The organism is Pedococcus sp. P2_D7, from assembly GCF_056404295.1.
On the sequence record NZ_JBFUEH010000003.1, the window covers coordinates 85,812 to 108,359 of the forward strand.

At 70.1% G+C, this 22,548-nt stretch carries 13 protein-coding genes; 5 read left to right on the plus strand and 8 right to left on the minus strand.

The features are described 5' to 3' along the window. Window positions 1-111: 111 nt before the first annotated feature. The 4 genes from AC1DWJ_RS07515 (at window position 112) to AC1DWJ_RS07530 (ending at window position 5,115) form a co-directional block, all read left to right on the plus strand. Window positions 112-1,233 (plus strand): DUF1972 domain-containing protein, encoded by a 1,122-nt coding sequence (locus tag AC1DWJ_RS07515; RefSeq protein ID WP_457254527.1) that lies wholly within the window; start codon window positions 112-114, stop codon window positions 1,231-1,233. Between the two features lie 81 nt (window positions 1,234-1,314). Next, window positions 1,315-2,412 carry a Gfo/Idh/MocA family protein gene (locus AC1DWJ_RS07520; RefSeq protein WP_457254853.1) on the plus strand — a complete coding sequence of 366 codons (1,098 nt, stop codon included), beginning with the start codon at window positions 1,315-1,317 and terminating at the stop codon, window positions 2,410-2,412. Beyond that, window positions 2,412-3,284, plus strand: coding sequence for a hypothetical protein (locus AC1DWJ_RS07525; RefSeq protein ID WP_457254528.1), 873 nt, complete (start codon window positions 2,412-2,414; stop codon window positions 3,282-3,284). The genes AC1DWJ_RS07520 and AC1DWJ_RS07525 overlap by 1 nt, the downstream gene beginning before the upstream one ends. Before the next feature lie 118 nt (window positions 3,285-3,402). Beyond that, window positions 3,403-5,115, plus strand: a complete 1,713-nt coding sequence (locus AC1DWJ_RS07530) for a tyrosine-protein kinase domain-containing protein (protein ID WP_457254530.1) — start codon at window positions 3,403-3,405, stop codon at window positions 5,113-5,115. A 24-nt stretch (window positions 5,116-5,139) separates the two neighbouring features. On the opposite strand, the gene AC1DWJ_RS07535 is transcribed toward AC1DWJ_RS07530, so the two are convergent. After that, complete coding sequence (locus AC1DWJ_RS07535; RefSeq protein ID WP_457254531.1) at window positions 5,140-5,823, minus strand: arsenate reductase/protein-tyrosine-phosphatase family protein; 684 nt, start codon at window positions 5,821-5,823, stop codon at window positions 5,140-5,142. A gap of 114 nt (window positions 5,824-5,937) precedes the next feature. Between AC1DWJ_RS07535 and AC1DWJ_RS07540 the strand changes: the two genes are divergently transcribed. Beyond that, window positions 5,938-7,260, plus strand: a complete 1,323-nt coding sequence (locus AC1DWJ_RS07540; RefSeq protein WP_457254532.1) for an O-antigen ligase family protein — start codon at window positions 5,938-5,940, stop codon at window positions 7,258-7,260. Here the strand turns inward: AC1DWJ_RS07540 and AC1DWJ_RS07545 are convergent. The 7 genes from AC1DWJ_RS07545 to pth form a co-directional block, all read right to left on the minus strand. After that, complete coding sequence (locus AC1DWJ_RS07545) at window positions 7,212-8,360, minus strand: glycosyltransferase family 4 protein (protein WP_457254533.1); 1,149 nt, start codon at window positions 8,358-8,360, stop codon at window positions 7,212-7,214. The two genes, AC1DWJ_RS07540 and AC1DWJ_RS07545, sit on opposite strands and share 49 nt — an antisense overlap. A gap of 5 nt (window positions 8,361-8,365) precedes the next feature. Further along, on the minus strand, window positions 8,366-13,078 hold the full coding sequence (locus AC1DWJ_RS07550) for a PKD domain-containing protein (RefSeq protein WP_477620424.1): 4,713 nt from the start codon (window positions 13,076-13,078) through the stop codon (window positions 8,366-8,368). 102 nt (window positions 13,079-13,180) lie between these two features. Then, window positions 13,181-18,160 carry a PKD domain-containing protein gene (locus AC1DWJ_RS07555; RefSeq protein WP_477620425.1) on the minus strand — a complete coding sequence of 1,660 codons (4,980 nt, stop codon included), beginning with the start codon at window positions 18,158-18,160 and terminating at the stop codon, window positions 13,181-13,183. After that, window positions 18,150-19,466, minus strand: a complete 1,317-nt coding sequence (locus AC1DWJ_RS07560) for a polysaccharide biosynthesis protein (protein ID WP_457254536.1) — start codon at window positions 19,464-19,466, stop codon at window positions 18,150-18,152. Before AC1DWJ_RS07560 ends, AC1DWJ_RS07555 begins: the two co-directional genes overlap by 11 nt. Next, window positions 19,463-20,122, minus strand: coding sequence for a hypothetical protein (locus tag AC1DWJ_RS07565; protein WP_477620426.1), 660 nt, complete (start codon window positions 20,120-20,122; stop codon window positions 19,463-19,465). The genes AC1DWJ_RS07560 and AC1DWJ_RS07565 overlap by 4 nt, the downstream gene beginning before the upstream one ends. Further along, window positions 20,122-21,597, minus strand: a complete 1,476-nt coding sequence (locus tag AC1DWJ_RS07570) for a sugar transferase (protein WP_477620427.1) — start codon at window positions 21,595-21,597, stop codon at window positions 20,122-20,124. The genes AC1DWJ_RS07565 and AC1DWJ_RS07570 overlap by 1 nt, the downstream gene beginning before the upstream one ends. Before the next feature lie 298 nt (window positions 21,598-21,895). Beyond that, window positions 21,896-22,498, minus strand: a complete 603-nt coding sequence (gene pth, locus AC1DWJ_RS07575; RefSeq protein WP_457254539.1) for an aminoacyl-tRNA hydrolase — start codon at window positions 22,496-22,498, stop codon at window positions 21,896-21,898. Window positions 22,499-22,548 lie beyond the last annotated feature (50 nt).

Genomic DNA, 22,548 nt, shown 5'->3' on the forward strand with positions numbered 1-22,548 from the left:
GTGGTCGGCGCGCCCTCTAGGGTGGCCACGGCGGGGCCGCGGCTGGGCGCGCGGCTCGGTCACGAGCGAAGTGACTGGTTCGATGGGCGTTGACGACGGGGGGCAGGAGACATGACGCGGACGGTACGAATCCTGGGCACCCACGGCGTGCCGGCGGCATACGGGGGCTTCGAGACGGCAGCCGAGCAGATCGGGCTGTTCCTCGTCGGGCAGGGCTGGCGGGTGGTCGTCTACTGCCAGGCCGAGGGGAGGGGCCCCATCACCTACGACACGTGGCGCGGCATCGAGCGGGTCACCATCCCCCAGCACCGCGAGGGCTGGCTGGGCACGTCGGCCTTCGACTGGACCTCGATCCGGCATGCCATCCGGCACGACGACGTCTGCCTCACGTTCGGCTACAACACCGGTGTCTTCAACATCCTGCAGCGGGTCAAACGGATCCCCAACGTCATCAACATGGACGGCATGGAGTGGACCCGGCGGCGCTGGGGCATCCCGCGCCAGGCCATCCTGCTGGCCAACGAGCGGTTCGCCAGCCTGTTCGGGCACCACCTGATCGCCGACCACCCCGACATCGAGCGCTACCTCGCGCGGTGGGCCCGGCGCAGCCGGATCAGCATGATCACCTACGGCGCGCACGCGGTCACCGAGGCACCCCCCGGTCCCGTCGAGGCGATGGGACTCACCCCGGGCGGCTACCTCACCGTGATCTGCCGCCCCATCCCCGAGAACTCGCTGCTCGAGATCGTCGAGGCGTTCTCGGCAAAGCCCCGCGAGCGGACGCTGGTGGTCCTGGGCGACCTCGACGGCGCGACGGACGACTACCACCGGCAGGTGCTCGCGGCCGCGAGCGACGAGGTCGTCTTCCCGGGCGCGATCTACGACCCGGAGGTGGTGCAGGCCCTGCGGTTCCACTCGCTCGCCTACGTGCACGGCCACACGGTGGGAGGCACGAACCCCTCGCTGGTCGAGGCGATGGCCGCCGGCAACCCGGTCATCGCGCACGACAACGTCTACAACCGCTGGGTGGCCGGGCCCGCCCAGCGCTACTTCACCACAGCGCAGGAGCTCGAGGCCCAGCTCGACGAACTGCTCGCCTCTCCTGACGTCCTCCACCAAATGCACGACGCGTCCCGGGGTCGCCATGCGGAAGAGTTCACGTGGGAGCACGTCGCGGGCCAGTACGAAGCCGTCCTCGCGCGCTTCCATGCAGGACTCATGCACCGCGCCTGAGGGGGCGCTGCCGGTCGCACCCGCCGACCGGCATCGAGGTGGATGGGGGCCACAGATACGGAGTCAGTCGTCGTGATCACCATGGGGGTCGTCGGGCTCGGCAAGATGGGCCTCTCCCACCTGTCCATCTTCCGCGCGCACCCGGATGTCAACCTGGTCGCCGTGTGCGACTCCACCGGCTACGTCCTCGACGTGCTGAGCAAGTACACCGGGCTGCGGACCTACAAGGACCTCAGCGCGATGCTGGCGGCGGAGCAGCTCGACGCGGTGGTCATCGCCACCCCCTCCCACCTGCACGCGCCCATGGTGCGGACCGCGCTCGAGGCCGGCGTGCACGTGTTCTGCGAGAAGCCGTTCACCCTCGCCGACGCCGACGGCGAGGCGCTCACCGCCCTCGCCCGCGAGCGCGGGCTGGTCACCCAGGTGGGCTACCACAACCGGTTCGTCGCGGCGTTCGCCGAGCTCAAGCGGCTGATCGACGGCGGCGCCCTCGGCGCGGTCACCCACGTCGTCGCCGAGGCGTACGGTCCGGTCGTCCTGGCCCCCAAGGGTGGCACCTGGCGCAGCCGCCGGTCGTCCGGCGGTGGCTGCCTCTACGACTACGCCGCGCACCCGATCGACCTCGTGCAGTGGTACCTCGGCATGCCGACCGGTGTGGAGGGCAGCCGGCTCAACCGGATCTTCTCCGCCGAGACCGACGACGAGGTGGTGTCGACCCTGATGTACCCCGGCGACGTCACCGCCCAGGTCTCGGTGAACTGGTCGGACGAGTCGCAGCGCAAGATGACGACCAAGATCAGCGTCTGGGGCACCACCGGTCGGGCGGTCGCCGACCGGCAGGAGGTGCAGGTCTACCTGCGCGACACGGCCGCCGTCCCAGAGGGCTACCGCACCGGCTGGAACGTGCACTACACGACCGACCTCACCGAGCAGCCGTGGTTCTACCTGCGCGGCGAGGAGTACAGCGCGCAGGCCGACACCTTCGTCGGCCGGGTCGCCGGCCAGGTGACCGAGGGCCCCAACGTGTTCAGCTCCGCCGCGGCCACCGACCGCATCCTGTCGATGATCTCGGCCGATGCGCAGGGCACCGCCGGCTCCCGCGAGCGCGCCGCCTCGACGGCCACGGTGGCCCCGACCCATCGCCGACGACTGGCCTTCGGGCGAAGGAGGACTGCCTGATGGACCGCCTCCTGTTCGGTGACAACCAGTTCTTCGGCGTCAACCACATGTCCGAGGAGAAGGCGCGCAGCCAGCAGATGCGCTTCCAGGACCTCGGCGCGGTCATGGAGGTCCTCGACGCCGCCTACGACGAGGGCGTCACGACCTTCATGTGCACGACCCACGACCGGGTGGCCGAGATCTGCGACCTCGTGCGCGCCGACCAGGACCGCTACGCGCGCATGGAGTTCTTCCCGTGCATGCCCTACGCCCACAAGTACGCCAACGCGATGACCGAGGACGGTCCGCTCGGCGCGCTGCGGCGCTTCCTGCCCGACCAGAGCGTCTTCAGCGCCGCCCTGACCGGCACGAAGTCGTTGGCCAGCAAGGACATCGACGGCATCACGCGACTCCTCATCGACGCCGAGATGTCGATGTTCCGCGGGCTGCGGACCCCGGTGGTCTTCCTGCAGAACGTCGTCGTCGACCTGCTGCTGGGGCTGGGCTTCGACGAGGCGTTCGTCATCTTCGCCGACCACGTGCGCACGCAGTACGACGCCGAGCCCGGTTTCATCACGATGAACCTCCCACGCCTCCTCGACACCCTCGAGCGCCTGGGGATCGACAACCCCATCGTGTGCTCCAACATCAACAAGATCGGCTTCCGGATGCCGGGCGGTCTCGAGGCCTACGAGACCGCCCTGCGCGACCGCCGCTTCCGGGCGATCGCGATGTCGGTCTTCGCCTCGGGCGCCATCCCTCCGGAAGAGGCCATCGACTGGGTGTGTGCCCAGCCCAACATCGAGTCGATCGTCTTCGGGGCGTCCAGCCGCCGCAACATCGCCTCGACGAGGGCCCTGGTCGACAAGAGCTGGGCCCCGGTGCCCCGGTGATGCTCTCCACCTTTCGGACGAGTGGCTGGGCCGCCCCCGGAACGCAGAATGGAACCACGAGGACCCACCCGCGCACGCACGGCGAACGCCGCCACAGGAATGGAAGGAGAGGCAGCCGATGACCTTGCGCGCCTATCTCCAGATCCTGCTCAAGCGCTGGCGGATCGTCGTCGCGTGCACTGTGCTCGTGCTCGGCGCCGCGGCCACCCTCACCTACCTCACCCCACCCACGTATGCCGCGAACGCGACGGCCTTCGTGTCGATCAGCTCCACCGGGAGCACGGCGGACACCTCGATCTACGCCAGCTCGCAGTTCGCCATGCAGCGGGTGAAGTCCTACACCGAGGTCGTCAAGAGCCCCGACGTCCTCCAGCCGGTCATCGACGAGCTCGACCTGCCGATGACAGTGGGAGACCTGCGCCAGGTCGTCGCAGCCGAGAACCCGGTCGACACGGTCCTCATCAAGGTCAGCGCGACCGACCGCAACCCCGCGCGCGCCCAGTCCATCGTCAACGCCGTGAGCGACCAGCTCGGCGTCGTCATCGAGCGGCTGGAGACACCCCGCGAGGGCGGGCAGCCCCCCGTCAAGGTGACCACCACCGTCCCGTCCCAGAAGCCGCAGTTCCCCATCTCTCCGCGGATCCCTCTCAACATGGCCCTCGGACTGCTTGCCGGGCTGGCTCTCGGCGTCATCGTCGCGGTGATCCGCGAGCAGCAGGACACCACCGTCAAGGGTGACGAGCTCGAGGACCTCACCGGCCGCCCGGCCCTGGCGCTCATCGGGCTGAACTCCCAGGTCAAGACCCACCCCCTGATCACGATGCAGGGACATGGTCGAGGGGTGGAGGAGTTCCGCTCCTTGCGCACCACCTTGCAGTTCGTCGACGTGGACCAGCCGCCGCGCGTCATCGTGATCACCTCGGCGCTCGCTGGCGAGGGCAAGACGACCACGGCCTGCAACCTGGCCATCGCCTTGGCCCAGTCGTCCCTGAGAGTCTGCCTCGTCGAAGCCGACATGCGCCGACCCAACGCTGCCACGCTCATGGGCATCGACGGCTCGATCGGCCTGTCCAACGTCGTGGCCGGCCAGATCGACCTCGCTGACGCGCTCATGCCGTGGCACCGCGGACTGTTGACGATCCTGCCGGCCGGGACCACCCCGCCGGACCCGACCCGGCTGCTCGGGTCCAAGAACATGGCGGCCGTGCTCGCCACCCTGCGGGCGGACTTCGACTTCGTCATCATCGACGCCCCGCCGATCCTGCCGGTGAGCGATGCCGCGGTGCTCGCCCGGGGCGCCGACGGAGCCGTGCTGGTGGCTCGATACGGCAAGACCCGTCGCGAGCAGCTCACCAGCGCCATCGCCGATCTGGACGCCGTCAAGGCCCGGCTCATCGGCACCGCGCTGACCATGGTGCCAGCCCGCGGGCAGCGCGACCTGCGTGGGCACGACGAGGACTACGCGGCCCTCGCCGCGGTGTCCGAGAGCGACTGGGCGGCCCTGCCGACCTCCCCCAAGGAGAGCTCCGACCCTGAGGCCGATGGTGCGACGCAGGTCGTCCACGCGCCGGACGCCGGGCCCGAGGACCGGGGCCCGGCCCCAGCGCCGTCGGACCGGCCGCGGCCCGTCGCGGAGGGCATCGCTGACCCGGGCCGTGACCGCAGCCGCGATGGTGACCGCGACGGTGACCGCAGCCGCGATGGTGACAGCACCCGTGACCGCGACGGCGCCGGCACCCGCGACGACATCCGGGAACGGCCGATCTCGTTGGATCCCAAGGTGGTCGGCACCAGCTTCTCGAAGCCCTTGGGGCGGGGCAGAGTTCACTGACGTGGCACGCATGGCCACGGTCGGTCAGGCCGGAACGGTCCTCGGCGAGGCGGCGGCCAGGCTCGCCGCGAACGAGTCCAGCGCGTCGCGCACGGCCGGAGCAGCCTTGCGGTGCGAGCCGCGGTCACCATGGGGGTCGAGGATGTCGTGCCCGACCACCTCGACGCTCTTCCCGAACCGCCTGCGCCAGCCGCGCGGCTCCTCGGGCGGTAGCGCCACGAGGCCGCGCACGGCGTTCATCTCCTCCAGCAGCCACAGGAGCCGTTCGCGGGTGCCCAGCCGTCCGGTGCCGGACTGCACGGCCCCCTCGAGCGACGGGGCGGCCCCCTCGCTCACGGTGCGGGCCAACGCCTCCTTGGCCAGGATCGCCGCCTCCAGGAAGGTGAAGGTGTGGTCGGCGCTGCCGGCGTCGAGAAGCCTCGTGGAGCCGCGGTACTTGCGCTCGGACACGAGCACGAGGTCAGCGGCCCGCGCCAGCTCGGCGGTCACCTGCTGCGCGCGGTGCGGTCGCATGATGAGGTCGTGGTCCTTGGTCAGCTGCGCGCTCATCTGCGGACACCACCCGGCACCGACCTCGGCACGGATCCCGGCCGAGACGACCTGGACCTGCCACTCGCCGTGGGCCTGGAGGGCTGTGCGCAGGATGGTCGAGGCCGCCGGCGCAAGGCACCGGTCGTTCGCGCACAGGACGAGCACCGTCGTCTCCATACCCACCTCGTCCCGCCGAGTAGTCGCGTCCCCCCAGTATGGGTCGCTACAACCGGGTGCAGATACCAACAATCTGGCGAGTCGGCCTGCGTCATCCGACGGACCGGAACCGGCATGACCCCGACAAAGCGGACACCCCGGCCGCGCCCCGACATCGCCCGGTGGCAGTTGTACCTCTGCTGCCTGCTACTGGTCGCGTGCACGATTCCCTGGCGCCGTGCCACGTACTTCTCGGGAGCGCTCGACCCAGTCGTGGCGGCCAAGGGACTGATCGGCAGCATCGGGCTGGCGATGGCCTTCCTGATGTCCCGTCGCGTTACGCGGCACACCCCGCTGGGCGCTCGCACCCTGACCTTCGCCGGCCTCTATCTCGCGGTGTCGTGCCTCGGCGGATGGGCGGCCGGCCAGGCGCTGCCCTCGGTCGTGGTGGCCGTGCGGGTGGCCATGCTGCTCGGGAGCCTGGTCATGCTGCTCCAGGCGGTCGGCGTGAGTCGCCTGATCACCGCGATGGTGCGCACGATGGGTCTCGTGGCGCTCTTCGCCGTGGGCACCGGGGCCGGCACCCTCGGCAGCGGTCGTCTGCAGGGCGCGGTCCCGCCTTTGGCCCCCAACGAGATCGCGTTCCTGACCGGGACCGTGCTGCTTCTCACGATCCAGCGGATGATGGAGGGTCAGGCCCGGCGCTCGGAGACAGCCCTGGCAGTGGCCCTCTTCGGCGTGGTGTGGCTGACTGGGTCACGGACGACTGCGGCGACGCTCTTCCTCGCCGTGGCGGTGATGGTCCTCCAGGCCCGGAAGTTTTCGGCCCCTGGCTTCCTCGTGCTGGTCGCAGCCGTGCCGGTGGTCGCGTTCGCGGCCCTCGGCACGAGTGCGGTCACCAACATGCTGCTGCGCGGTGGCGACCAGAACGTCACCACGCTCAGTTCGCGAACCATCGCCTGGCAGGCGGCGCTGACCATGAACGGGTCGACCTGGCAGCGCTGGTTCGGCGGGGGTCTGCCGATGAAGCACATCCCCGTCTCGGGGCAGTACTGGCAGACCCAGCTGCTCGACAGCAGCTGGATCTCCGCGCTGGTGCAGACCGGACTGGTCGGGCTCACGCTCACTGCGGTCTGGGTCGTGGCGGCCCTGGCCTCGGCGTTCCGCACTCCCCGGCCGTGGCGTCCGCTGTGGGTGGGCTTGGTCGTGTTCATCGGGTTGCGCAGCCTTCTTGAGAGTGGGTTGTTCGACGCCAGCACCTCGTTCATCGTCTTCGCGATGGTGAGCCTGATGAGCGAACGAGCCACTCGCACCGCACCAGACCCGGGCGCACCCGCGGCGCTGGAGGCGGCCGACGGAGACCACCTCGTCGTGTCAGACGCCACTCTGCGCGAGCTGCAGCTCCAGGGTCAGCGGGACGCGAGGTCCTCGAGGACCGCATTGACCGCCCGGCGGTAGCGCTCCGGCGCGTAGCGAGTGGCCGACTCCTCGGCATCGCGCAACGCCTTGGCCCGCGTCTGCGGCCAGTCGCCCAGCAGCTTCCGGACGGCCCCCGCGACGGCCTCGGGATCGTCGGCGGGGACGGCGACGGCCGCCTCGAGGTGCGCAGCCGCCTCCCTCAGCCCGGTGTGATCGCTGAACACCACCGGGCGAGCGCTCAGCGCCGCCTCGATGACGCCGTTGCCGAACGACTCCTCGGCCCGTGACGGCACGAGGACGATGTCGGCGGCCCGCAGGTGTGGCCAGACATCCGGGGTGAAGCCGTGGAAGCTCACCGCGTCGGCCAGCCCCTCCGTGCGCACCAGGTCGCGCAGCTCGGTCTCGTACCACTCGTACCCCGGGAAGACGGCGCCCACGAGGTCCAGCGAAACCGGGGAACCGTCCCTCCGCAGGCAGCTGAGCGCCCGGACCGCGACATCCACTCCCTTGCGCGGTGAGAGTCGCCCGACGAACAGCAGCCGCGGGTCGCTCACCGACTCCCGTGGCGACTCGATGCTCTCGGGGCCCGTCACGCCGTTGGGGATGACCTGCATGCGGCTGCGCCGACCACCGGACCGGGCGGCGACCTCGAGGCTCGTGGCGCTGTTGCAGATGACCCGGTCGGCCAACCGCGTGGGCACCGTCAGGCCGTACCTCGCCAGGGCCGGAGCCGAGCTCTCGGCCTCGTGGACGTGGATGGCCGAGGGGATGCGCAGCAGCCTGGTGACGACCAACCAGAACGGGATCGTCAGGGTGTTGACGTAGACCACGTCCGGCTCGACCCGCCGGACCAGGCGCACCATGGCAGGCACCCCGCGCAGCACCTGGGCCACGAGCCGGAGCATCCCGCGCAGACTGAGGTTGCTGCGCCGCACCACCGGGGAGGGGCAGACCTCGACGGTCGCCCCGGCGGCCAGCAGCTCCCGGTCGAGCGGACCGCGCTCCGACGCTGCGACGACCACGGTCCAGCCGAGCTCGCAGAGCCCACGCACGGTCTCGAGCATCATCCGGTCGGACCCATAGAGATCGGCAGACGGGTTGGCCACGAGGGCCACCCGCCTGCCGATCTCCGAGGGCATGGACGTCACGGCTGAGGCGGCCCAACCCACCACTCGTCGAACGAGTAGACCACTGGCCCGTTGGTCGAGGTGCTGCTGAGGTAGGGGTACAACCCGGCCGAACCTGCCGCCTGGAACCCTGCCGTGTTGTCGGTCGACGTGAGGCTCCACGTCGCCGGCTCCGTGGCACCGACCTTCCACACCTTGACCCGGACGGTCGTCGGTGCGGTGCCCGTCACCTGCAGGCGCACCCGCAGCGAGTCACCGGCCCCGTAGTTCACACCGGTCAGTGTGGCACTGGTCAGCACCGTCTCGGCGCCGCTCTGGTTGCGTGTCAGCCAGACCGCCACCGCGCCACCAGCGGCCATCCGCACCTTCGCGCGGTAGTCGACCGTGGAGCTGACCCGACGACCGATGACGCTGACGTACTGTCCGCCGCCGGTGGGCACCTTGTCGGTCGTGACCAAGGTCTTGACCTCGGTGCCCGTGCTGCTCACGCTGGGCAGGTACGCGTTGTACCCGTCGCCGACGTTCAGGCTCACCTTGCCGGTGCCGCCCGAGACCGACCAGCGCGAGGCCAGCCCGCCCAGGGTCCACGGACCCCCGACGTCGGCGCTGCCCCAGCCGTTCGCGACGGTCCGACCGAAGTCGTCCCGGGCGAAGACCGTTGCCGCTGCCACCGTGACGGCGTCGGACACGTTGGCCGTTCCGCCCCGGTTGTCGGTCACCGTGAGGGTCACGGTGTAGGTGCCCGCCGCGGCATAGGTGTGGTTGGCCGTGGAGCCCGAGCCGTTGGCGGTCAGGTCACCCCAGTTCCACGAGTATGACGCGATGGTGCCGTCCGGGTCCGAGGACCCGGTGCCGTTGACCGAGGTGGTCAGGGCGTTCTCGCTGTGCGTGAACGCCGCAGTGGGCAGCTGGTTGGGCGGCGCCGTGACGGTGACCGACGCAGTTTCGCTGTCGGTCTTGCCCCCGTTGTCGGTGACGGTGAGGGTCACCGTGTAGGTGCCCGCCGCGGCATACGTGTGGGTGGTCGTGGCGCCACTGCCGGCGGCGGTCGCGTCACCCCAGTTCCACGAGTACGACGCGATGGTGCCGTCCGGGTCGCTCGACGTGGTGCCGTTGACCGAGGTCTGCAGGGCCGTCTCGCTGTGCGTGAACGCTGCCGTCGGAGCCTGGTTGTCGACCACTGCGACCGAGGCGGTCTCGGTGTCCGTGGCCCCGTCGTCGTCGGTCACGGTGAGGGTCACCGTGTACGAACCGGCTGCGGCGTAGGTGTGGTTGGCCGTGGCCGCGGCGCCAGTGGTGTCCGGCGTGCTGTCACCCCAGTTCCACGAGTACGACGCGATGGTGCCGTCGGCGTCACTCGAGGTCGACCCGTTGACCGAGGTCTGCAGGAACGTCTCGTTGTGCGTGAACGCCGCGGTGGGCACCTGGTTCGGCGGCGGCGCCGCCACCGTGACCGTGGCGGCCTCGGTGTCGGTCTCGCCGTCGTTGTCGGTCACCGTGAGCGTGATCGTGTAGGTGCCGGCCACTGCATAGGTGTGGTTGGCCGTTGCCCCGGAACCCGCAGGAGTGGCGTCACCCCAGTTCCACGAGTAGGACGCGATGGAGCCGTCCGGGTCGTTCGAGGTGGACCCGTTGACCGAGGTCTGCAGGAACGTCTCGCTGTGCGTGAACGCCGCGTGGGGCGCCTGGTTGGCGACGTTGCCGCCACCGAGCTGGAAGTGCTGCGTCGCCGCAGTGCCCGGGAGCACCGAGGAGTAGACCGCGACCTCGTCGATGGTGCCGGCGAGGAACGGGCTGCAGCAACCCCAGTGGTTGTCGCCACCGACCCGCCAGTACCCGTCGTATGCCTGGGCGTCCGTCTGCCCGTTCGTGCCGACCAGGGCGCCGTCGAGATAGAGCTTCATCCCGTCGGCGTTGCTCTGGGTGGCCATCACGTGGTGCCACTGCCCGTCGTTGTAGGCGAACGGCGAGTCGATCGTGTTGGTGAAGCCGGTCCAGACCCCGAAGGTGATCCGGCCGTCGTTGTTGACGTAGATGTGCCGGTCGTAGCAGCCCGAGGTGCCGACATTGGAGCAGCCGAACCCGAGGATCTTCCCGCCGCTGGTCGACGTGGTCTTGAACCATGCCTCGAGCGTGTAGTTGTGCGGGTTGCTGTAGACCGCCTTCGACGCCACGAACCCGTCGTTCCCGTCGAAGGCCACGGCCTTGTTCGTCGCTCCGTCGAACGCGCCGGTCTGGCCCTGGCTGTAGCCACCCCGGTAGTCGCCGTCGGACTCGTTCGGACCGGAGTCCTTGGCCGTGGCGTTGGTGTCACCCAGTCGCCAGTAGAGGTCCGGGTTCGCGTCCCACACCGCCTGCCCGTAGGCGTCGGCCGGACGGGTCGGGATGTTGAGCGTGCGACCGCTGGTCGTGAAGTGCGACTGGACCGTCGCGAGCGGGATGGCCGTCGGGTAGATGGCCACGTCGTCGATGTCACCGGCGAAGTAGGGGTTGCCACTCCACGGGCTGTCACCACCGACGCGCCAGTAGCCGGAGTAGGCCTGACCCACCGAGGTTCCGGCGTTGCGGCCGATCCGCTTGCCGTCGACGTAGAGGGTCACGCCAGAGGGGTCGAGGGTGCCGACCGCCTGGTGCCACTGCCCGTCGTTGAGGGAGGTGGGCGACGTGACCGTGAAGAAGCCGTCGTGGTAGATGCCGAAGGTGATCCGGCCGTCGGGCTCCATGTAGATGTGGCGGTCGTAGTTGGTGGACGTGCCGGTGTTGAAGTTGCCGAAGCCGACGATCTTGCCGCCGCTGGTGGTGGTCGTCTTGAACCACGACTCGACGCTGAACACATCCGGCCCCGGTATGGGCGTCGGGGTGGCCCCGAAGCCGTCGCTGCCACCGAAGCTGGTCGCCTTGTCGGAGTCTCCGATGATCGCGCCGGTGGCCCCACGGGTGTAGCCGCCGTTCATCGTGAGGTCGTCGAACCCGGCCCAGTCGAGTGAGTCACCCGACGAGTCACCGAGCCGCCACAGGTGCTGGGCGCCGTCGTCGATGACCTTCTGCGCGTAAGCGCTCGTCGCGCCTGTTGCAGGGACGGTCACGGTGTTGGACACCGGGCTCCAGAGGATGTTGCCGTCGGCGTCGGTGATCCGCACCTGGTAGCGCACCGTCGTGCCCGGGGCCAGGCCCCTGTCGAAGAACCCCTTGTTGGGCAGGTCCCAGAACTCCGAGTCACCTGTGGTCGTGTAGACGAAGGTGTTGTTGTTGCGCAGGACCTCGTACTTGAGGTTCTTGTCCTCCGGGTCCCAGGCGGAACCCCAGGAGACGCGCACGGTACCCGCGCCCATGGCAACTGCGCGGGTGGGCGGGGTGGGGGTGGCCGGAACGGTGTCATAGCGCGGCCCACGCAGCTTGGGTGCGGTGGGACGGGTCTTCATGCGCGTGAGTCCCTGCTGGAGGGCGCCATTGACGCGGGGGAACTCGCCACCCATGACGACGTAGTCCCCCGAGGTGTCGACTGCCCAGGCTGCCTGTTGGGCCGAGGTGAAGTTCCCGAAGCTCAGGTCGGGCCACCAGTGCAGCTGCCGCGCGTACTGGTAGCCGGTGTAGTTCCAGCCGTACACGTCGTTCCGGGTCGTCAGGTCAGTCGGGTGGTTGTACGAGACGACGGCCTTCTGCCACCGGGCCCGCGGGCTGGTGTCGGGGATCGAGTCGATGGCGGTGCAGTCGTGGTAGTGGCTCACTGCATAGAGCAAGTCCTTGACCGGGGCGACGTCGTAGGTGTCACCGAGGCAGTCGTTGACGAAGTTGATCGCACCAGTCGCGGGGTCGAGCCCGAAGGTGCCCTCGAAGTTCGCCTGGTCCTCCTGGCCGAGCACGAAGGCGTAGGCGCCGCCGTAGACCTGCTGGCCGTCCGACTTGAGCGTGGTGATCGCGGCCTGCGGTCCGCCGGCGTGGATCTTGGACGACGCCGCCCAGGGCAGCGTGGCACCGGTGGCCGCGTCGATCGCGCCCATCCCCATGGCCGGTGAACCGTTGAGCGTCTGGAACGACCCGCCGGGGATGACCTTGGTCTTGTCCGGGGTCATCGTCATGGTCCACACGTAGCCGCCCTCGGCTGCCGGGGCCCACGGGAGCATGGCGCCGTTGGAGTTCGCGAAGGCCGCGAGGCGAGTGCGGGCGACACCGTTGGCGGACAGGAAGTTGCCGCCAACGTAGACGCTGCTGGCCGTGACCCCGAGACCACGCACCTGAGCGCCGACGTTCGGGGGCGTGTAGCCGGGCGGCCCCACGAGGGCGCCGGTGGCCGTCGTGAAGGCAGCCAGGTGTCCGCGCGCGATGGTGTCGACCTGCGTGAAGTCACCACCGACATAGATCCTCGAGCCGTCCGGTGACGCCTTGATGACCAACCCCTGGGCGTTGAGCGAGTGGTTGAAGGACGCCACGCGGTTACCCGTGGTGAGGTCGTAGGCGAAGATGTTGTTCGCCACGACCTCCCCGGCACCCCCGGCCGCCACCCCCGGCGGCCTGGCGCGGGTGAACGAGCCCGTCACGTAGACGGTGTTCCCGACGATCACCTGGCTGTAGACGACACCGTTGATCTGCCACGTGGGCAGCGCGTCGGTCGTCACCACATCCGGCGTGGCTGGGTCGACGGCGGCGCTGGCGGCCTGGACTGGCACGACCAACCCCAGGATCGCGAGCGCCCCTGCCGCCGAGAACGCGGTGAGGCGCCTCGTCCACAATCTCATCGTCCTTGGTGCTGCCGTCCCTGCCATGACTGCCCTCCGGGGGATTGCCCCGCTGACGCGGGGGTGCTGCTGACTGATGTGCGTGTCGGTTGTGGGTTATGGGAGCTCGGTGACCGTGAGGTCGTCGACGCCGTAGGACACCGGCCCGTTCGTGACGGTGGCGCTGAGGTACGGGTAGACCGCCACCGAACCGGGTGCCTGCAAGGCCGCCGCACTGTCTGTTCCCGTGAGGGTCCAGGCGGTGGGCTCGGTGGTCCCCTGCTTCCAGATCTTGACCCGCACCGTGGTCGGCGACGTGCCGAAGGTCTGCAACCGCACCTGCATGCGGTCGTTGGTCAGGTAGGTCAGGCCGGGGACGGTGACGCTGGTCAGGACGGTCTCCGTCGCACCCTCGTTGCGCGTCAACCACACGGCCGTGGCCCCACCAGCGGCGAAGCGGATCTTGGCCCGGTAGTCAGCCGTCGTGGTCACGCGACGCCCGATCACGCTGATGTACTGGCCACCACCGGTCGGGTCCTTGTCGGTGGTCACGACGACGTTCACGTCGCTCTTCGTGCTCGAGACGCCGTTCAACGCCGCGGTCGAGCCCTCTCCTGCGTTGAGCCAGACCCTTCCGAGGCCGGCCGCGACCGACCAGCGCGCGATCTGACCACCCAGGGTCCACGCTCCACCGGTTTCCGCGCTGCCCCAGCCGGAGGCGAGGGTCCGCCCGAAGTGGTCCTCGGCGAGCACCGACGGTGCGACGACGGTGACGCTGCGGGTCGTCGTGTCGGTGGCGCCCCGGTTGTCCGTCACGGTGAGTCCCACCGTGTAGGTGCCGGCCGCGGCATACGTGTGGCTTGCCGTCGCGCCCGAGCCGGCCGGAGTGCCGTCACCCCAGCTCCACGAGTAGGACGCGATGGTGCCGTCCGCATCCGTGGAGCCCGTGCCGTTGACCGAGAGCGCCAGGAAGGTCGCGGAGCTCGTGAAGGAGGCTGTCGGCGCTTGGTTGGTCACGACGGAGACGGAGGCACTCGTGGTGTTCGTGGCGCCCTCGTCGTCGCTCACGGTGAGCTGGACGGTGTAGGTGCCGGCCGCGGCATACGTGTGGGTTGCCGTCGCGCCCGAGCCTGCCGGCGTGCCGTCACCCCAGTTCCACGAGTACGACGCGATGGTGCCGTCCGCGTCCGAGGAGCCGGAACCGTCCACCGACACCGCGAGCAGGTCCTTGGTGCTGGTGAACGAGGCCGTCGGCGCCTGGTTGCCGACCACGGAGACCGAGGCACTCGTGCTGTTGGTGGCGCCGTCGTCGTCGGTCACGGTCAGCTGGACCGTGTAGGTGCCAGCCGCGGCATACGTGTGGGTCGTGGTCGCGCCCGAGCCTGCCGGCGTGCCGTCACCCCAGTTCCACGAGTACGACGCGATGGTGCCGTCCGCGTCCGAGGACCCAGAACCGTTCACCGACAGCACGAGCTTGGCCTTGGTGCTGGTGAACGAGGCCGTCGGGGCCTGGTTGGGGGCCTCGGCCACGGTGACGCTCTTCGAGGTAGTGCCCGTGCCACCGCGGTTGTCCGTCACGGTCAGCGCGACCGTGTACGTCCCTGCCGCGGCATACGTGTGGGTCGCCGTCGCGCCCGAGCCCGCCGGCGTGCCGTCACCCCAGTTCCACGAGTACGACACGATGGTGCCGTCCGCGTCGGTGGAGCCGGAGCCGTCGACCGACGCGGCCAGGAAGCTCGACGAGCTCGTGAAGGACGCGGTCGGGTTCTGGTTGGCCACGACGGTCACAGGTGCGCTCGTGGTGTTCGTCGCGCCGTCGTCATCGGTCACCGTGAGGGCGACGGTGTAGGTGCCCGCTGCGGCATATGTGTGGGTCGCCGTCGCGCCCGAGCCTGCCGGCGTGCCGTCACCCCAGTTCCACGAGTACGACGCGATCGAGCCATCGGCGTCCGAGGACCCCGAGCCGTCGACCGAGAGGGCGAGGAGGTCCTTGGTGCTGGTGAACGAGGCCGTCGGGGCCTGGTTCGGGATGGCGCCGCCAGCAGCCTCGAAGTGGCTGCGCACCTGGGCCGCGGTGAGGGCCGTGGCGTAGACCGCAGCCTCGTCGACCGTGCCGGCGAGGTAGTTGCTGGTCTGGCCGCCGTAGCAACGGTCGCCGCCCACGCGCCAGTAGCCGACGTAGCTCGCCGCGTCGGTGGCGGTGTTGCTCGCCACCTGGAGGCCGTCGACGTAGAGCTTCATGCCGTCAGCACCCTGGGTCGCCACGACGTGGTGCCAGGCGTTGTCGTTGAACGACGTGGTGGTCTCGGCGAGGTTGCGCACCGCCCCCGAGGTCCCGAACTGGAGCCGGCCGTTGTTGAGCATGCAGATCTGGCGGTCCGCGGTGCCTGAGGCGCTCAGGGTGGTGGACGAGCTGTTGCCGAAGCCGATCAGGCGACCACCACGAGTGGTGTTCGTCTTGAACCACAGCTCGGTCGAGTAGGTCTTCGGCGACGTGGACGTCTCACGGCCGACGATCGCACCGCTGCTGCCGTTGAGCGTCGCCGCCCGGTTCACCGCGCTGGCCGGCGAGCCCGCGGCCCCCCAGGTCACGCCGGCGAGGACGGTGCCGTCCTGACCGCTGCTCGACGAGTCGAGCACCGAGCTGCCGGAGGTCTCGTCGAGCCGCCAGAACTGGTCCGGCGTCTGGGCGTTGACCGCTGCCGAGTAGGCATCGACGGGAGGCGTGCTCCACGCCGCCGCACGGCCCGAGGCGAGGTAGTGCGCCTGGAGCTGGCTCTGGCTCAGCTGGGTCGGGTACACCGCGAGCTCGTCGATCGAGCCGTTCAGGGCTCCGTTGGACGGGCGGTTGGGCAGCCCGGACGTCTGGTCCGCGAGGATCCGCCAGTAGCCGGCGAAGTCCAGCATCGAGACCGGCGTCTGGTCGCGACCGACGCGGCGTCCGTCGACGAACAGGGAGATCCCGGCCGCGCCGAGGGTGGCCGCGACGTGGTGCCACTGACCGTCGTTGACCGTGCGGGCGCTGCGCACCGAACGGACGGTGAGGTTCGGCAGCGTCTGCGTCACGGCGAGGCGGTTGCCGCTGTCGACGTAGAGCACAAGGTCGTTGGTGGACGACGCGCTGTTGCCGGACTGGCTGTTGCCGAAGCCGATGATGCGGCCGCCCGAGGTGCTCGAGGTCGACATCCAGCCCTCGATCGTCACCTCGTCGGGGTGCTGCTCGTTGAAGTTCGGGTAGAGCTTGGGCCCGGTGCCACCGGAGGCACGGACCGCGGTGTCACCCGGGACCGCCCCGGCCTGACCGAAGGTCGCGCTCGTCGACGTCCCCTGGTCGTTGCCCGCGAGGTCCGTGAAGGTCGGTCCGGCGTCACCGAGGCGCCAGTGGTGCGTCGGGTTGTCGGCGCGCACGGCCGCGACGTAGGTGGGCGTCGGGTCGGACGACACGGTCACGGTGTTGGAGGCCAGGCTCCATTGGACGTTGCCGTCCTTGTCCTTGGCCCTGACCTTGTACGTGTGGGTCGTGCCCGGGGCGACGCCGGTGTCGGTGAAGCTGAGGCCGGGCAGGGTCCAGAAGTTGCTCGCCGCGTTGATCGACCCGATGGACGGGCCGTTGTCACGGTAGACGTCGTAGGTCAGCGTGGCGTCGTCCCAGTCGTAGACGGCGCCGAAGTCGAGGTTGACGCGGCCGGACTCGATCGAGGTGGCGACCGGGTCGAGGGAGGTGCTGTAGAGCGGCTTGGCCTGCCGTGGCGCGGCCGCGGGCAGCGCGAACCGGACGAGACCCTGCTGGGCCTTGCCGTTGACGGTCGGGAACTCGCCACCGAAGGAGAGGTAGTTGCCCGACCCGGTCACACTCCACGCGGCCTGGCGGTCCGGGGTGAAGGTGCCGAACTTGAAGTCGGGGAACCAGTGCAGGATGCCCGCGTAGGGGATGCCACGGAAGTCCCACCCGTAGGCGTCGGTCCGGGCGGTCATGCCGATCGGGGTGGTCGGCTCGGCCGTCACCTTCTGCCAGCGGGCCCGGGGGCTGGTGTCGGGGAAGGATCCCACCACGGTGCAGTCGTGCGAGTGGCTGACGGAGTAGAGCACGCCGGCCAGCGGGAACGAGCTGTAGTGGTCGCCGAGGCAGTCGTTGACGTAGTTGAGGTTGCCGGTCGCCGGGTCGGCCGCGAAGGTGCCCTCGAACGAGGCACCCGAGCCGAATGCGTAGCCCGTCCCGAAGACCTGCGTGCCGTCGGTGCTGAGGCTGGTGATGCCACCGTTGTAGCCCGCCGTGTGGATCCTGCTGGTCGCGGCCCACGGCAGGACGGCACCGTTCACGGCGTCGACCGCGCCCATGCCGTATGCCGCCGTACCCGACAGGGTCTCGAACGAGCCACCGAGGATGACCCGGCTGTTGTCAGGCGACAGGACCATGGCCAGCACGGTGGCGTTGACGCCACCGGCGGACGGGGCCCAGGTGGTCGACAGGGTCACCGGGCTGGTGACGGAGAAGGCGGCGAGCCCGGCGCGGGCCTGGCCACCGGCCGAGGGGAAGCTGCCACCGGCGTAGAGGGTGGAACCGGAGACGACGAGCGCGCGCACCTGGCCGCCGACGACGCCGCTCCACGGCAGGAGCGAGTTGTCGGCCGTCGAGAAGGCTGCGACGTGACCGCGCGCGATGCCGTCGACGGTGCTGAAGTCGCCACCGACGTAGACACGCGACCCGTCCGGCGACTTGGTGATGGCCAAGCCCTGGGCGTTGAGCGCGTGGTTGAACGACGTCACCCGGTTCCCGGTCGTGACGTCGTAGGCGAAGATGTTGAGGGCATCGATCTCGCCCGCTCCACCGACCGCGACGCCCGGCGGGCGGGCCTTGGTGAAGCTGCCGGTCACGTAGACCGTGTTGCCGACGATGACCTGGGCCCAGACGACCCCGTTGATCTGCCAGGTGGGCAGCGCGTCTGCGGTCACGGTGGTCGGCGGGGGCGCCGGCGGCTCGACGTCCGCCGCGTGGGCTGCGGGGCTCGCCACGAGGAGGCCGAGCCACACCAGGGCGGCCGCGGTGACGGTCGCGACGACGCGACGGCCAGTTCCTCGGAGTTCATCAGCGTGCATGGTGTGCTGCCTCTCGGGGCTGCGCGGTGGCGGGTGCTGCCATGGCGGGGGCGGGCTGCTCCAAGCGGAGCATGGAACCGATCACGAGGGCGCGGGTGGCGAGGCCACCCACGATCGGACCGGCGGCGAGGGCGAAAGGTGTTGCGGTGAAAGGCATCCCGGCCCACAGCAGCAGGGAGAGCGCGCCGAGCGAGACCGTCGCGTCGACGGCGCGGATCGCCAGGGGCGCCCGCTGCTGCCCGCGCGATACGGCCAAGCACAGCAAAGGGGTGAAAGTGGCTGTCGAGGCGGCGTACACCGACCAGCCGAGGACCGTGACCGCCGGGAGGGTGAACGACCCGCCCGTGATCCACGGACCGACCACCGGCACAAGGGCCCACAGGGCCGCCCCCACCAGCAGCACGCCCAGAGCGAGGACGGCGGAGGCGCGGACCGCACTGGGGACCAGGGAGGCCAGCGGGCGATCGCGGTCACGCGCGTAGGACGCGAGCAGGTAGGAGCCGAAGCCCTGGATCGCCAGGATGGTTGGGGCGACGTAGATGCGGGCGGCCTCGACCTGCCCGAGCGCAGCGCCACCGGCGGAGGCCACGACGAGGACGCGCATCGCAGTGAAGACACCCGGGTTGACGGCCACCTGGGCCCCGCGCCAGGCGCCGAAGGCGGCCACAGCACGCAGGCTCGCCATCGACATCGGAGCCAGCCAGCGCTCGTGCGACGGCAGGAGCCGGATGGCTACGACGAGTCCGGCGAGCTGGCCCACTGCGACCGCTGCGAGGAAGGTGCCCAGGGTGATGGATCCGAGGGAGGCCGTGAGGACGACCGTGGTGAGGGCCACGACCAGGGCGGTCCCGTCGACGACCACGAGGCGCCAGAATCGCAGCCCGGCCATGAGCAGGCGACGAGCCACCTCTTCGACCTGGAAGAGGGCGGCGGCGACGACGAAGACGGCCGACTCACGGCCGTCCAAGGTGCCCGTCACCCACAGCACCGCTCCCGCCACTCCCGGCCCGATGACGGCCAAGGCGGCCGTCCACACCTGGAGGGCTGCGCGGACCCGCGCGTCGGCCCGGTCCAGCACCGTCAGCGAGTCGCCGACGAAGCCACTCGTGATGGCGGTGGTGAGGACGATGACACCGAGGCACAGCGCCACGACGCCCAGCCCACGGGCGCCGAGGAGGTGGGCCGCGATGACCTGGAGGGTGAAGCTCCCGGCCGCCTGCCAGACCTGCGCGACGACGGCCCCGGAGGCGCGTGACGTCGCGAGCGACCGCAGCCGCCCGGGTCGAGAAGGAGAATCGTGGGTCACTTGGCCACGACCGCGCCGGTGTAGGTGGCCGAGGTGTGGAGGCCGTCGAAGTCGACGACCATCGCGACGCGGTTCAGCTGCTTGGTCGGCACGGCGAAGGCATAGAGGGCCGTGGCGGAGGCGCCGGGCTTCACCGTGCCGGAGAAGTCGTAGGTGCCGGCGCTCTCGGTGTACACCGGGGCGGCCAGCTGCTTCGTCGCGCCGTAGGTGGTCGTCAGGACCACCTGGTTGAGATTGACGGCCTTGGTCGAGCCGTTGGTGAGCTTGAGCGTGAAGCGGACGTACGCGCGCCCGGCCATGACGCCGGGACCGTGGCCGGTCTCGACCCCCTTTACGGCCTTGGTGATCACCAGGGTGACGCCGTCGGGGTACGTCACCACGCCACTGAACTTCGCACCGGGCGCGCTCACCGACGGCGTGTTCGGCTGCCCGACCCGCTTGACCTTCGGGACGGACTTGACCGGCTGCGGAAGCGGGGGCGCCACGGTGGTCGGCGTCGTCTCGGTCTCGGGGGTCTCGGTCGGCGCCGGGGAGGACGTCGAGGACGTGCCAGGGGTGGAGGCGAGGGCCTGGCCGTTGCCAGCACAGCCGGAGAGGCTGGTGGCGACGAGGGCGAGAACAGCCAGGCTGGCGGCGAGACGGAGACGCGGCGTCATCAGTAGGCGCCCTTTCCACGAAGGACCGCGCGAGCGGTGCGGACGATGATCTGGAGGTCGAGGACCAAAGACCAGTTGTCGACGTACCAGAGGTCGAGCCTCAGCGACTCGTCCCAGGACAGGTCGCTGCGACCGCTCACCTGCCAGAGACCGGTCAGGCCAGGGCGGACCCGGAGGCGGCGCACGGCGTCGGACTCGTAGCCGGCGACCTCGTCGGGCAGTGGCGGCCGGGGCCCGACCAGGGACATCTCACCGCGCAGGACGTTGACCAGCTGGGGCAGCTCGTCGAGTGAGTAGCGGCGCAGGAACCCGCCGACCCGGGTGATCCTCGGGTCGTGGCGCATCTTGAACAGGACCGTGTTGCCGGCGTCGGCCTCGGCGGCCAGCTGGGCCAGTCGTTGTTCGGCGTCGACGCCCATGCTGCGGAACTTGAGCATGTTGAAGGTCTCGCCCCGGGCCCCGACCCGCGTCTGACGGAACAGCACGGGGCCCGAGGAGTCGAGGCGGATCGCGATGCCGATGGCCACGAGCACCGGGAGGGCAGCGACCGTGAGGCCGAGCGCGAGGCACCAGTCGACGGCCCGCTTCACCACGCGGCGGGCGCCGGACATGGCCGGCCGTTCGACGTGGAGCAGCGGCATCCCCGCCGCGGGACGGATGGAGAGCCGCGGTCCGGCGACGTCGAGCAGCCCGGTCGCGACCACGAGGTCGACGGCCCGCTCCTCGAGTGACCAGGCGAGGCGGCGAAGGGCCCGACCGCTCAGGTCCGGGTCCCCCGACACTGCGACGACCTCGGCGTTGAGGAGGTCGATGGCATGCAGCGCCTCCTCCGGGTAGCCGAAGACCGGGATGCCCTCGACCTCGGAGGAGAAGTCGCCACCATTGGTGATCCCGGAGACGCAGGCGCCGACGACGTGCATTCCCTCGCCCGGAGCCTGCTGGAGCTGGCGGATCATCGGACCGACCGTGCGGACGTTGCCGATGACCACGGTGCGCTGGGTGTCGCGACCGTTGGTACGGCGCCGGAGGAGGGAACGGCGGAGCAGGTTGCGGCAGACGAGCCCGAGGAGCATCAGCATCGGGACGACGATGAGGACGAGCCCGCGGGCCAGCTCGAAGTGCAGGAGCCACGAGCTGAGCACCGCCGCGACGCCGAGGCTGATCGCCGCCCTGGCGACGGAGCGGTACTCGTCGGTGGTGATGCCGAGGAACCGTCGCTCGTAGCCGTGGAACAGCTGGAGCATGAGGATCCACACACCGGGCAGGAGCAGCGCAACGCCCCACCGGACGGACACGGGGGCGCCGCCGACCGGGAGGACGATCACGGCCGCTGAGGTGACGACGGCCGTGGCGGCGTCGGACAGGAGCGCACGACGCCGGTAGCCCACGTGCCAGGGGCGCGCGGGCTTCGTGCTCTGGGGTGCGTGACCGGGCGGCGCCGAGCGCGACGAAGCCGTCGTCGTGCGCTTCCGCACCCATTCCGCCCCTAGTGGCGAAACGGACTTTGCCCCCGCAAGATCCGTCATGGCTACTCCCCTAAACCGCTCAGCGCCTGAAGGTAACTCCCAAGTGGACTTACCGATGTGCCCTCATGAGAAGACGTCCTCAGGCTCTGGAAATGCTGTCACCGCAAGGGATTGCGCACATACGATCCCGGGGCTAGGCCAGACAACCTCACCTTGACTACGGGGTATGCCGTACCCCACTCCACCGTTTGGGGGAGAAGGTGGTGACGTTCGGGGCGGGATGGCTCCGGTTGGGTGCAGACGGCCCTCAGGCCGGGGAGTGGTACTTCTGCTGGGCCGCGACGAGCCCCTCCACCACGACCATCTCGGCGGCGTCCGCGGCGTCTCCGAGGAGGAACGGGAGCTCCTTGCGCTCGGTCGTCCCGAAGTCCCGCAGCACGAAGTCGGCGGGGTCCATCCGACCCGGCGGGCGGCCGATTCCGACCCGCACGCGCAGGTAGTCCCTGGTCCCGACGGCGGAGGTGATCGAGCGCAGCCCGTTGTGGCCGCCCTCTCCCCCGCCCTTCTTGAGCCGGACGTCGCCGGCCGGGATGTCGAGCTCGTCGTGGATGACGAGCAGCCGGTCGACCTCGACCGAGAAGAACTTCATCAGCGCCTTGACCGGGCCGCCCGACTCGTTCATGTAGGACGACGGCACGGCGACGACTGCGGCCGGGCCGGGGGCCCCGCCGGGGCGCATGCCGATCCGCACCGTGGCGGCGGACGCGCGCGCCTTGTGCGAGGTGAGCTTGGCGCTGGCCCGCGAGGCGAGCTCGTCGACGACCATGGCGCCGACGTTGTGACGGTTGCCCGCGTACTTGGGGCCGGGGTTGCCCAGGCCCACCACGAGCCAGGTGCCGTCGTCACTCACGGGGCGCAAGTATGCCGGAAGGCCAGGTCCCCGATGACACTACTCAGGGG

Coding starts and splice junctions, on each gene's coding strand:
- AC1DWJ_RS07515 (WP_457254527.1), top strand. CDS start 112: ATGACGCGGACGGTACGAATCCTGGGCACCCACGGCGTGCCGGCGGCA.
- AC1DWJ_RS07520 (WP_457254853.1), top strand. CDS start 1,315: ATGGGGGTCGTCGGGCTCGGCAAGATGGGCCTCTCCCACCTGTCCATC.
- AC1DWJ_RS07525 (WP_457254528.1), top strand. CDS start 2,412: ATGGACCGCCTCCTGTTCGGTGACAACCAGTTCTTCGGCGTCAACCAC.
- AC1DWJ_RS07530 (WP_457254530.1), top strand. CDS start 3,403: ATGACCTTGCGCGCCTATCTCCAGATCCTGCTCAAGCGCTGGCGGATC.
- AC1DWJ_RS07535 (WP_457254531.1), bottom strand. CDS start 5,823: ATGGAGACGACGGTGCTCGTCCTGTGCGCGAACGACCGGTGCCTTGCG.
- AC1DWJ_RS07540 (WP_457254532.1), top strand. CDS start 5,938: ATGACCCCGACAAAGCGGACACCCCGGCCGCGCCCCGACATCGCCCGG.
- AC1DWJ_RS07545 (WP_457254533.1), bottom strand. CDS start 8,360: ATGCCCTCGGAGATCGGCAGGCGGGTGGCCCTCGTGGCCAACCCGTCT.
- AC1DWJ_RS07555 (WP_477620425.1), bottom strand. CDS start 18,160: ATGCACGCTGATGAACTCCGAGGAACTGGCCGTCGCGTCGTCGCGACC.
- AC1DWJ_RS07565 (WP_477620426.1), bottom strand. CDS start 20,122: ATGACGCCGCGTCTCCGTCTCGCCGCCAGCCTGGCTGTTCTCGCCCTC.